The 12628-nt window shown below is 35.3% G+C and carries 14 protein-coding genes; 3 read left to right on the top strand and 11 right to left on the bottom strand.

Annotated elements, in window-relative coordinates; translation table 11 throughout:
* Nucleotide 1: 1 nt before the first annotated feature.
* From ACWG42_RS05620 to ulaG, 5 genes are read right to left on the bottom strand one after another with little or no spacing between them, the layout of a single operon-like run.
* Nucleotides 2-1033 carry a hypothetical protein gene (locus ACWG42_RS05620; protein ID WP_455790707.1) on the bottom strand — a complete coding sequence of 344 codons (1032 nt, stop codon included), beginning with the start codon at nt 1031-1033 and terminating at the stop codon, nt 2-4.
* 59 nt (nt 1034-1092) lie between these two features.
* Nucleotides 1093-1392, bottom strand: a complete 300-nt coding sequence (locus ACWG42_RS05615; RefSeq protein WP_455790705.1) for a PTS sugar transporter subunit IIB — start codon at nt 1390-1392, stop codon at nt 1093-1095.
* An 18-nt stretch (nt 1393-1410) separates the two neighbouring features.
* Entirely contained in the window at nt 1411-2895 is a 1485-nt protein-coding gene (locus tag ACWG42_RS05610; RefSeq protein ID WP_455790703.1) for a PTS ascorbate transporter subunit IIC, read from the bottom strand.
* A 21-nt stretch (nt 2896-2916) separates the two neighbouring features.
* On the bottom strand, nt 2917-3372 hold the full coding sequence (locus ACWG42_RS05605) for a PTS sugar transporter subunit IIA (RefSeq protein WP_455790702.1): 456 nt from the start codon (nt 3370-3372) through the stop codon (nt 2917-2919).
* A gap of 9 nt (nt 3373-3381) precedes the next feature.
* Nucleotides 3382-4440, bottom strand: a complete 1059-nt coding sequence (gene ulaG, locus ACWG42_RS05600; RefSeq protein WP_455790701.1) for an L-ascorbate 6-phosphate lactonase — start codon at nt 4438-4440, stop codon at nt 3382-3384.
* Nucleotides 4441-4684: 244 nt separating this feature from the next.
* Between ulaG and ACWG42_RS05595 the strand changes: the two genes are divergently transcribed.
* Together ACWG42_RS05595 and ACWG42_RS05590 are read left to right on the top strand one after the other, a co-directional pair.
* On the top strand, nt 4685-5479 hold the full coding sequence (locus ACWG42_RS05595) for a hypothetical protein (protein WP_455790700.1): 795 nt from the start codon (nt 4685-4687) through the stop codon (nt 5477-5479).
* A gap of 11 nt (nt 5480-5490) precedes the next feature.
* Nucleotides 5491-6279: a DeoR/GlpR family DNA-binding transcription regulator gene (locus ACWG42_RS05590; RefSeq protein ID WP_455790699.1), complete on the top strand. Its 789-nt coding sequence runs from the start codon at nt 5491-5493 to the stop codon at nt 6277-6279.
* A gap of 45 nt (nt 6280-6324) precedes the next feature.
* Here ACWG42_RS05590 and ispD read toward each other — a convergent pair whose 3' ends face one another.
* Complete coding sequence (ispD, locus tag ACWG42_RS05585) at nt 6325-6969, bottom strand: 2-C-methyl-D-erythritol 4-phosphate cytidylyltransferase (RefSeq protein WP_455790698.1); 645 nt, start codon at nt 6967-6969, stop codon at nt 6325-6327.
* Complete coding sequence (locus ACWG42_RS05580; RefSeq protein ID WP_455790696.1) at nt 6966-9230, bottom strand: bifunctional diguanylate cyclase/phosphodiesterase; 2265 nt, start codon at nt 9228-9230, stop codon at nt 6966-6968. Before ACWG42_RS05580 ends, ispD begins: the two co-directional genes overlap by 4 nt.
* A 117-nt stretch (nt 9231-9347) precedes the next feature.
* Between ACWG42_RS05580 and mscL the strand changes: the two genes are divergently transcribed.
* Entirely contained in the window at nt 9348-9815 is a 468-nt protein-coding gene (gene mscL, locus ACWG42_RS05575) for a large conductance mechanosensitive channel protein MscL (protein ID WP_455790694.1), read from the top strand.
* A 19-nt stretch (nt 9816-9834) separates the two neighbouring features.
* Here the strand turns inward: mscL and ACWG42_RS05570 are convergent, their stop codons facing one another.
* The 4 genes from ACWG42_RS05570 to ACWG42_RS05555 form a co-directional block, all read right to left on the bottom strand.
* Entirely contained in the window at nt 9835-10587 is a 753-nt protein-coding gene (locus ACWG42_RS05570) for an SDR family NAD(P)-dependent oxidoreductase (RefSeq protein ID WP_455790692.1), read from the bottom strand.
* A gap of 11 nt (nt 10588-10598) precedes the next feature.
* A complete protein-coding gene (gene mgtE, locus ACWG42_RS05565; protein ID WP_455790691.1) occupies nt 10599-11939 on the bottom strand; it encodes a magnesium transporter in 1341 nt (446 codons plus the stop codon).
* Nucleotides 11940-11964: 25 nt separating this feature from the next.
* Nucleotides 11965-12129, bottom strand: a complete 165-nt coding sequence (locus ACWG42_RS05560) for a hypothetical protein (RefSeq protein WP_455790689.1) — start codon at nt 12127-12129, stop codon at nt 11965-11967.
* Nucleotides 12130-12333: 204 nt separating this feature from the next.
* Nucleotides 12334-12585, bottom strand: coding sequence for a DUF3781 domain-containing protein (locus ACWG42_RS05555; protein WP_455790688.1), 252 nt, complete (start codon nt 12583-12585; stop codon nt 12334-12336).
* Nucleotides 12586-12628 lie beyond the last annotated feature (43 nt).

Genomic DNA, 12628 nt, shown 5'->3' with positions numbered 1-12628 from the left:
ATTAGCCCTCCTTCGTAACGATGTATACCGCAGCCTCATTTTTTGTATGATTAGCCGCAACGATAACATCTCGATGCTCTTCATTGATCAAAGCGATATTGGCAGGGCCAACACCCTTTTCAATACATGTGCTAACATATTTCCCATCTTTGTATTGCACATAAAACAATTCCGCATCACATCGACGTACACCTGCAATAAAGGTCGGTGTTCCACCTAATGTTCCACCTACTAAGGTATGTGCAAAATCAATTTCATTCTCATATGTATACACTGGAGTATATTTACCATTTACTTTCTTATAAATTTTGATTGTGTTTCCATGGAATGGTTCAATGGTCATAATTTCTTTGTTTCCATCTCCATCGATATCCACTGTTGCAATCTCTCCGATTTCTCCTTGTAATACACTCTCAACACGCCATTGTCCACCAAGTTCTTTTGGAGGCATGACTTTTAAAATCCCTTGATCACTTCCAAAATAACCACAGTTTTCATCCATATCTTTCCAATACCCATGATTGCGATATAAACCATCTACCAATACTTCTACTTCAATCCCTTTGGATAAGTCTTCTGGTAATTGTGCTACATAAATTCTGCCTGGCACACTCCAATCATCTTTACTCTCTTTAGAAGTCGCAATGGTTGCGCCAATGAAATAATTCACACCATTTGCATGATAAATATCAAATCTATGAATATATGGCATAGCTAGTACATCTTTAATTTCAAAGCCATCCTTGCCATATTTTCCCCATACAATCTTTGCTAAAGATGGGGATACTTTTAAATAAAACTCTTGTACTGCAAGAAATTCATTTTCTTTTCCTGGAATCGCTATAATGGACATACATCCTCCAGCTTCTTTCCAAATTGTCTCTTCGTGTGTTAGTGTATCGAGAGCAAACATCTCACATCCAACATTAGGGTCTTCACTTGCGAAGACGATATGATTTGTATGATTGATTGGCAAACTACTCGCACAATAACAACGTTTTATTTCAGCCAATGTACGTTTTTCGATATTCATATAACATTCCTTTCCTCTTACGATTGGGTAAAAGAAAAGCTGCGCTTGGCAGCTTTTACTTATTTTTCAAGTGCTGCTGTCAGCCCTTCTTCGATTTCTTTTGCGGACATTACATTTTTTAGCCCTACAATCTTTGTGCCTTTTTTCTGTGCATCTTCAAACATTGGTACAAAATTCTTTGAGCATAATACAATGTCATATTGTCCTGCTGCTGATTTACCCTCTGAGATTGCGCAGTGATGGATATCTTGTACTTCAAGACCCATCTTTTTCACAACCTTATCGACGTTCAATTTTATCATCATGCTTGTTCCAGCTCCATTGCCACAACAAACCATTATTTTTAATTTTCCTGCCATATTATGATCTCCTCTATGCTAGGCACTTGTTGCCTTTTGTGCTTCCATTTTCTTTAAGTATTCTTCGTAATCTTCTGCGATTAAGAAGTATGTATCTGGATGTTTACGATATTGAATCTGTGGAATTGCAAGTAGAATCAAGATAACGATTGCAATACCGAAGTATCCTGCAAATTTCATAATGACTGTAAACATTGGCCATACAGTTGCCCAGTCAAACATGCCTAGGTATCCTCCGTATGCCGCAAGTCCAACCCATCCAGCAATTAACGCAGATCCAAATACTTGGATCAAACCAGAAATGAATGGTAGAATAACTGCCGCTTTGATACCGCCTCGATTATCTGCATATGTCGCAATTACGGCGTTATCGAAGAAGACTGGTACAAACCCTGCAATAACAAGTGTTGGTGATTTCATCAATAACAATACCATAATAGCTAAGAACTGTCCTAAAGCACCCATTAAGAATCCTACTGTAACTGCATTCGCACTACCAAATCCAAAGACCGCTGCACAATCGATTCCTGGAACTGCACCAGGTAAGAAAGTACTAGAGATACCTTGGAAAGAATTTGTTAATTCTGTAACGAAGGTACGTACACCCAACTGTAGAATTGCTAAATAAACCGCAAAGTTTAGTGATGTTGTCATAATGTAGAAGAAGAAATTATCGGTCGCTTTCATAAATTCCATAGTTACCAAATAATCTTTTCCTAGCACCATCAAGATGGCACCGAAGAAGATAAACATCAATACAGAAGTAGCTACCATGTTCTCATTAAAGATAGATAAGAACCCTGGGAATTTAATATCATCTAATCTTCTTGATGATTTTGTTTTCATCTTTTCTGCTATTTTTCCAAAAATCGCAATACCAAACATTTGTTGATGGGCGATACAGAATCCACCACCCTCGGTAAGTTCTTGTGTAATTTCAACTGTTAAGTTAGAACCAACTGCCCAATACAATCCTAAAATCAATCCCATAACGATAAGAATTGGTGTATCTCCCATACTAGGGAAACAGAATAGAATTAACCAGAACGCTGTGGATGCTTGTTGCATTTGAACATGTCCTGTTGTAAATACTGCACGTAGTTTTGTCCATTTCTTTAAACGAACTAGAATTAAGTTCATAATAAACGCAACTAATAATAAAATCATTACTTGTGAGAATGTTCGTTTGAACATTTCATCCAATCCAGAAGTAACCGCATTTTGTCCAAAGTATGGATCGATTACCATAGCATCTAAATCGAATCTATCTTTTAAACCAACCAAGATAGGACGGAAGTTATTTACTAACCCTCCAGAACCAACGGATAAGATTAAATATCCAACGGTTGCTTTAATAAATCCTGCAAGTGCTTCGTATAGTGGCTTTCTTAACAACATATAACCAACAAGTACCATCAACCCTATAAAATATGCTGGTTGCGTTAGGATGTTTGTTGCGAAGAAACTCCATATGCCTAATATAAAGTCTAAAATTGCTCCCATAAAATTATATCCTCTCTTTGCTTATGATTCGAAATCATCCGCAATTTTCATAAACTCTTCTTTCGTTTCTGCTTGTAATAGTGCTTCCACTATCTCCTCATTCATTAATGTTTCCATCAATTGTGAAATATTTTCGATATGTTTTTCATGATCAATCGCAGCTAAAGAGAAGAAGAGTCTTGCTTTCTTATCTGGATCACTTGGATCAAAATCTACTTCGTCATGAACTTTCATAAAGCTAATTGCCGTACCATTGCACCCAACAGCCCCTTCGGTTGAATGTGGCATCGCAATATTTGGTGCTATCACAATATATGGACCGTAGGTATTTACACACTTAATGACTGCATCAATGTATTCGTCTTCTACCGTACCATCCTTTAATAAAGGTTGATAACTTGCTCGAATTGCATCTTCCCAATGATCAAAATGTTGTTCAAATGTGTAATGTCCTTTTTCAATTATTTCCTTTAACATATCATTCTCCTATAAAATAGAACGGAATGGAACGTTTGGTTCATCGCTAAAGCAATCTTCAAATCCTCTACGATAATGGAATTGACGTTTGTCTTTATCTGTAGGCCAAACATACTTTCCTCCTACATCCCAAATGAATGGGTGAAATTGATACTGTAATACATCTTTCTTGTATTCATATAACATGTTGATTTCTTGTGGATCTGCTTTGAAGTTTGTCCATACATCATAATGGAATGGAATTACAACTTTACAGTTTAATGCTTCTGCCATACGAAGGATATCTACAGATGTCATTTTATCTTGATTTCCTGCAGGGTTTTCTCCATAAGAACCCAAGGCAATATCAATATCATAATCTTTTCCATGTTTTGCATAATATGTGGAATAATGAGAATCACCACTATGGTAAACACTTCCTGCTGGTGTCTTAATGATATAGTTTACTGCTTTTTCATCCATATCAGTTGGGCATACACCGCGAACATCGACATCATTCGTTACTAAACAAGTACGATCAAAACTATCTACTACGATAATTTCTGTATCTTTTACTTTGATGACATCCCCTGGTTTTACAGTGATACAACGTTCTGCTGGAACACCATAGCTCAACCATTTTTCAACACTTTTTGCTGGTCCGATAAATGGAACCTTATCTTCACAGTTTTTCATAACAGCTGCTGCATAATATGGATCAATATGATCGTTGTGATAATGTGTAGATAACACAGCGTCTACGCTTGTTACCGCAAATGGATCGTACACAATAGGTGCTGCACGTAAGTTTGGTTGTGTCATTCTTCCACCTGTCATATTTCTCATTTGATGGAATTGATCCATTTCTTTTGTTTTCTTTGAACGTTTTCCATTTCCAAACCATAAATCGATAGAGATGTTCGTATTGTTTTCTGTTTTAATCCATAACCCAGTACAACCAATCCACCACATTGCGAAAGTCCCTTTTTCTACAACTTCTTGATCGATTTCTTCATTTAACCAAGTACCCCATTCTGGGAAAGCACCTAGTATCCATTTTTCTCTTGTGATATTGTCAATTTGACTCATATGTTTTTGTCCTCCATTGTTGTCGTTATTTACATGCATGCATTTGGCCAAGCACTTTGTACACCTATATCATAATTACTAAACGTTCTATTGGCAATAGCATTTTATGAACAATTTACATATTTTATGAATATTTAATCATTTGTAAGCGATAGTCATTTTATTATATGATTGTTTATATGAATGTTTATATTGACATTATAGTTAAACAATCATATAATGACGATATAAAGGAGTGATTACTATGAAGTTTCTTAATCGTTTTCGCCTAAGCGAGCCGGCTCGCAAATACATTATGTATGCCATTTATATCATATTTACAGTATATACATTATACAAATTAGTTCTTGAGCCTTCAGCTGAAGGCAAGGTTGCCTATTTGATATTGTTACTATTTTTTATGGGAGCTGCCTTATGGGCAGAATATCTACGATATTTATACCAACATATGATAGCTTCCTTAACGATGGAATGCGATCATGCAAAAGCAAGACATTATTATAATCTATTAAAGAAAAAAGACATTCTTAAAAATTATAAGAATCCTCTATATATCTTTGATACCTTATACTATCAAGATATCAACCAACCAGACACCTGCTTATCTATACTAGAAGATCATGACAACATGTTTCGTTCTTCCCTTGATTATTTATTAATTCGTAATTATACATACTTCTTTTCAAATTATCGAAAAGGAAATCGTACACAAGTGAAAAAATATTACCAAGAAGTGATCAAAGTTCGTGGCGCGAAAATAAAAGGTACAAAAGTGAATCCTTTATATAGTTGGGAATTCATTGACGCACTCTACTATTTAAGCACAAAAGATTATAAGAAAAGTCTTCATTGTTTTCATGATGTACATACCCAAAACTTTAATCATCGAGAACTATCACAGTTCTATTTAGAATATGCACGCGCATATATCGCAGTAGAAGATCATAAAAATGCTCGCCAAATGCTAGAAAAAGTTTTACAATTAAGTAATCAACTAACCTATAAAAAAGAAGCGCTTAAACTACTAGAAAAGATTTGAGGTGTGTTATTATGAAAATGAACAAAGCCATCGTAGATGAACGTAGGGATACGATTATGAGAGAGATTCAATCCAAAGGAAAAGCCCTTGTGGATGACCTTGCACAACAATTACATGTATCCGCCTTAACCATACGTAGAGACTTACAATATTGGGAAGAAAAAGGTGCAGTCGAACGTTTCTATGGAGGCGCAAAGCTAATTCAAAGCTTTGTTAATATCGATGATCCAACAATGTCTAACGAATTGTACAAACATGCCATCGCAAAATATGCGGCACAATACGTACAGGATGGTGATACTATTTTTATCAACACAAGTTCTACTGCTTTGTTAATCATTCCTTATATCAAGAATAAACGAGTCACCGTTATTACCAATAATGGAAAAGCGATCTTTATGGATCATGACCCTTTGTTAAGTATTTGCTTAACTGGTGGAGAACTACGTAATCCTAAAGAAAGTATGGTTGGTGATTTAGCACTTAACAACTTGAATCGTGTTTCTGCCACAAAAGCATTTTTAGGATGCAGTGGGTTTTCATTACATTCTGGAATGACAACCGCAATCTTACAAGAAGTGGCCATCAATGAAATGATGATCAACCGTTGTCTTGGTGAAACGTTTATATTAGCCGATCATACAAAGATAAAAAATGAACACAGCTTTATCAGTGGTAACATCCAATCGTTTGATTACTTAATCACAGATGTACTAGCGGATGAAGAAGAATTATTAGCGATACAAGATGCGGGTGTAAAAACAGTTACACTAAATGCATTATCACGTATCGAACGATAAGCAAACACTCCTACATACAAAAAACTCTGCCAGCGCAGAGTTTTTCTATGAACGGATATCTTCTATGGTTGTTACTTTTAAATTCTCATAACTTCCTTCTACTTCATATACAATTTCATCACTACAAAGTTCCACCACTTGTGCATCATCACTCGCAACAACACCTTCTCGCATTGCTTTTTCATAACTCTCTATAATGAGCTTGGTTTCAAATGCTTGTGGTGTTTGTGCTTGTCTAAGATTGCTTCTTTCAAACGTTTGAACCACTTTCCCATTCACTACTTCCTTAATGGTATCTTTTACAGGAACCATTAACAAACATGCTTTATGAACAGAGAGTTCATCTAAGATTCGTTTCAAACACTCTTGTGATAACCAAGGACGCGCACCATCATGAATCATAACATGTTCTTCTTTAACTTCCTTTAAACCGTTATATACAGATTCTTGACGTGTATCTCCACCAATGGTAAAGACGATGTCTTCTTGAGGAAATAGTTTCTTAAATACTTCCCTATCATCTTCACTTATCACTAGCACAATTTGTGTACACTGTGCATCTTTTAAGAAGATTGATACCGTTTTTTCAATAATGGTTTCTCCACTATCAAAGGTATACAAAAGTTTATTATATCCAAGACCCATACGGCTTCCACTACCTGCCGCAACTATCAATGCACTATACTTCATGCGTTTCCACCCTTTCCTATTTCTTGTTTCAAACGTTCTTCAAACTCACTCACTGGCATTGGTTTTGCGTAATAATACCCTTGCACATAATCACATCCGAAATCCTTTAACATATCGATATGTTCTTTTTTCTCGATTCCTTCCGCCAATGTATGAATACCTAGTTTCTTAGCCATTTCCATAACATTTTCCACAACAATCTTCGTACGTTCTTTATAAATATCATCCACAAAGAAATTACGATCGACTTTAATAACATCAACATCAATATTCTTTAACAATCCCAAAGAGGAATATCCATTCCCAAAGTCATCCATGGATACGCTAAATCCTGCATCGTGTGCTTGCGTTAAAACATGTACTAATAATCCTTCATTTTCAAAGAAGATAGTTTCCGTTAATTCCAATTCAATATACTTTCTTGGGACCTGATAACGATTCGTTATATCTACTAAATCCCCTATAAAATTCGCATTGTATAAGTGTAATCTTGAGAAGTTCACTGATATACATACGAGTGGTAATCCTTGTTGAGCCCAACTTTGTAGGATTTTGCATACATGTTCAAACATATATAAATCCAATTTGATGATAAAACCATTTTCTTCAAACAAAGGTATAAAGGAACCTGGAAATAATAGGCTTCCATCCCTTTGACGCCAACGAACCAGTGCTTCTCCCCCAGAAATAAGTTCATCCTTCAAACGATACTTCGGTTGTATGTGCACTTCAAACTCCTCATGTTCAAGTGCTTTCGCCATCGCTTCTTTGATTTCAATGCGATGTTTTGTTTCTACTCGTACGGCATCATCATAATAAAATTCAACAATATCACTATTTGCCACTAAGCTTTTTGATTGACGATGTGCATAATTCACTTTTTCATAGACACTAGAAATATCTTTTTCTTCGCTATCTACAATATAAACACCTGAATGGAAACGTATCAAATGATCAAAATCAGAGCCCATCAATCGATTAAAGTTATCTACGAATTTTTGACGAATCTCCGCTAGAAAATTCTCATGTTTATCTTGCATCATCACAATAAATTCATCTGCACTAATACGTGCATATGCTTCTTTATTCATATCCAAAATTTCATGTAATACATCAGAAATATTTTTTAATACGGCATCTCCTGTATGAAACCCCAAACGATCATTGATAAACTTAAAGTTTTCAATATCAAACTTCACACAGATATACGAAATAGTTTTGCGTTCATTCAATAAACGTTGCGCAATATACTTAAATGCATTAAGATTCGAACAACCCGTCAATTCATCTTCATATGCAATCTTCATAAGATTTTTTTGACTCTTACGATTCTGTAAAATAATGAATATGAGTAATAGAATAAATGTAATCGCAGTTAACACAACGATTCCTATATTTCTTATTACAATACGATCGGTATATCTAGTAATAACTGCTTTAGGTACCAAGGTAACTGCATACCAATCTTCAATTCCTATTTTAGAGTATGCACCAAGTCGTTCTACATCATTCCATGTATAAGAAACAAATCCTTCTTCATCATGCTTCATCTGTTCTTTGATGGCACTAACCTTTTCTTTTCCATCTTGTGAAGCATCAATTTCATCAAATAAATCTGTTAAATCAGATGATGAATCATTTACATCACTAGGGTATGCAATCGGAGATCCATCCTTCTTAATAACATAAGAGAATCCCTCTCCTACAAATGTCTTAGAACTCAATATTTCAATAAAATCATCATTACGATTGGTCGCAAATATAACTCCCGCTATTTCACCTTTTTGATAAAAAGGAACAGCATACACATTGATATAAGCCCCACCTACTTTATCTGTTAGGCGATCACTTACACTATCGTTTCCTTGAATAGCTTTGTTAAAGTATTCCCTATTCGCAATACTAAATTCTTGTCCATCGGTGGTAACCGCATTCCCTTGTAAATCTGCGTATCCCATACGTTTAAATGAAGAACGAGAACTTTCTGATTGTAATATATCAATCGCAAAATCAATTGAGAATTCATCTTCCTTACCAATTACATTAGATATAGCAGCTAACTTATCCAAATGTATTTGTACTGTTTTCTGCATAATACTTGCATTTTGAGAAGCAATTTCACTTAAGAAATTCTTGTTTAATGCACTCACATCTTCATTCGTACCATGGATGAAGTAAAAAGAACCTCCCACAATCGCTACTGCGGATATGGATATAAAAAGTATAAATGTAAGAATATTCTTTGATATTTTCTTTTTCAAGTTAACACCTCATATCTTCATATGTAATAAAAGAACGAATATATAGTTTATTTTACCATAGATTGTAATTCCTAGATAGAATTATGTTAAAATAATGACGTAGAAAAGAGGGATATCATGAAACATATTTTAAATGAATTTAAAACGTTTATCATGCGTGGGAATGTTCTTGACTTAGCGGTTGGTGTCATCATCGGTGGGGCATTTCAAAAAATCATAAGTTCTTTAGTGAATGATGTAATCATGCCTATTATCACCATGATTACTGGTGGCATTAATTTTACCAATTGGTTTATTGCGCTTGACGGAAATACTTACGCAACCATTGCAGAAGCACAAAAAGCAGGCGCATCCACTTTAAATTATGGTACCTTCCTAACAGAAGTCATTAACTTTTTAATCATGGCATTTGTTATCTTTGCGATGGTAAAGACTATGAACACGCTTGCCAGTCGTGTAAAAAAGGAGGAGGTTGTAGAAGCAGCACCAACCACAAAACAATGTGAATTTTGTAAAAGTGAAATCCCAATAGAGGCAACTCGTTGTCCATATTGTACATCTAAACTTGAAAAACAGGAATTGTAACGTTCGTTACAGTTCCTGTTTATTTATTCTTACGATGTTGTATATGATAACTACATTCCATCAACACTTCATTTGGCATAAACTTCGTTAGAAAATAAGATGCCTTCATTAAAACTCCTGGAATAATTAAAAGTTTTCGGTTCATCATACCCTCTAAAGCATCTTTCGCAACACGTTTGCTTTTTTTCCCACGCATCATAAACTTAACGTTCGCGACTTTATCAAACTCCGTTCTTACAGGTCCTGGACATAACACAGAAATAGAAACCATACTACCTTTTTTCTTAAGTTCTTTATGAATCCCCATACTCAATCGCAATACATAACTTTTGGTTGCGTAATAAGTCGCCATTAAAGGACCAGGCAAAAATGCCGCAGAAGAAGCTACATTCAAAATCATCCCTTTATCATTCTTCACAAAATCCTTCAGAAATAACTTAGTTAGAATATGAACCGCTTCTATATTGGTGCGAATCATCTGTAATTCTTTATCTAAATCGGTTGTATCAAATTCTCCAAAATCACCAAATCCAGCATTATTGATTAAAATATCCACACCATCATATTTCACTCGTTCATATACTGCACGACACTGCTGTTCCTTACTTAAATCCGCAACAATCACATCGACTTCAACGGATAATTCTTCTTTCAATTTCTGTAAACGATCTCCACGTCTTGCGACCAGCACAAGATCACATCCTCGTTTCGCTAACTCTTTCGCCATATCTCGGCCAATTCCACTACTTGCTCCTGTAATAAGTGCTTTCATTCATACACCTCCTAAATGATATATGGCAACACCATGGTTGCTAAACCTAAGAATAAGAAAAATCCCATAACATCGGTCACTGTAGTTACAAACACTGCACTTGCTAAGGCAGGGTCTACATGGAACTTTTCAAGAATAATCGGAATAAAATAACCCGCAAGATTCGCTAATATCATATTGAGTAACATCGCAATACCCGCAACCGCTCCAAAGATTGGATTGCTCTCCATTAACAATGCGCCTCCCGCAACCAATAATCCGATCACAAGTCCACTTAAAATCCCAACCGCAAACTCCTTAAACAAAATTCTCATCGCATTCTCTTTGGTCAAATCTCCCAAAGAAATTCCTCGAACAACAATGGTCAATGTTTGTGTTCCGGCATTACCACCCATACCCGTAATAATTGGCATAATGGTAGCTAACGCAACATATTGTGCAATGGTACTTTCAAACAAACTCACCGTTGCGGCTGCTAGTACAGCAGTAAATAAATTTACAATTAACCAAGGAATACGACTTTTAAAGGATTCTTGTGTTGTAGAATCTACACGTTCTTCTTTATTAACCCCACCTAAATGGTGAATATCTTCTGTATTCTCTTCTTGAATGATATCGATGATATCATCGAATTCTACAATCCCCAACATATGATTTTCATCATCCACAACAGGCATTAAGATGAACCCATACTTTTCAAATTTATGAGCAACTTCTTCTTGGTCCTCACTATAATGCAAAGTGATAACATTGGGATTGGTAATTTCCATCATCGGTGTATCAAAAGAACTTGTAACAATATCACGCAGAGAAACAACACCCTTCAATACATCTGTGTTATCCACAACATATAGATAATAGCTTGTCTCTCGATCGGTATTTTTCTGTAAATAATTTAACGTTTCTTTTACTGTATTTTTTGCGAAGATTTTGATGAACTCTGTTGTCATGATACCGCCGGCACTTTCAGGTTCAAAACTCATCAATTTTCGAACATCCAACTGATCTTCATAGTCCATTTTTTCAAGGACTTCTGCGACTTCGTCTTCTTCTAATTCTCCAATCAAATCTGTGATTTCATCACTCGACATTTCATCCAATATATTTTTTTGACGAGCATCAGATAGTTGTTTCAATAATTCATACTTATCTTCGTCATCTTCTTCTTCTACTACATCTGCTAAAACATCATCTGGCAAACGACCTAAAATTTTATCCGCATCTTCTTTATGCGCATGCAAAAGGTCCAAGATATCTGCAGGATGTATGGTATCAATGGTGTCCTTAATATCTTGCGCGCTTCCATGCAAAAACAAATCAAGCAATTCTTCTTTTGTAACTATTCTCTTCATATGGTCTCTCCTTTAATAGGAGGATCTAGCACATCGACGGTGGTAAATGATCCTCTTGTGTTTGATTCAATGATGTTTGTTTGGGTTCTGGATGCATATTTACCACCACACTTTCTTTTCCAATTGTACCACAAACCCATAGAAATGCCCATTGGAAACATTCATGACTTTCGAATGCATGCAGTTTCACTTAAAAGTCTATTTTATATACATATGCAAACTTAGTATGGATTTAAAATGATAAAAAATGTGTATCTTACTTTTATTGTTCAATCAATGGTTCTATATTTCATAGAATAAATTATCTTAATATACAAAAAAGGTAGTAAATCATCTATCATTTGATCATTTACTACCAATTTATGTTCTTTCACTTCTTGAGGTACAATATGACTTATCTTTTATGTTTATGTGCAGTTATAATGGTATAACTATGGGCATTGATCGTAAAAACATACTCTCCTAAAGTCGCATACCAATTCTTACCTTTTCTAATGACGTCACAAGACTCCTTGCTTATTTGTTGTTTACACCATGAAACTATATCCTCAACGCAAACATCTAAGTTTCTCTTGATTCGCTCTTCTCCCATTTCTGTAGTATGTATAGCATCCATTATCGCTAGTAAACTATCTTTTTCACTCATACCAATTCCCTCTCTTTATCTCATACCATTATATCTCAGATTA

It is taken from the genome of Amedibacillus sp. YH-ame10 (genome assembly GCF_053848885.1).
Note: the sequence above shows the minus strand (reverse complement) of the source record. Positions and strands in the feature narration are given on the sequence as shown.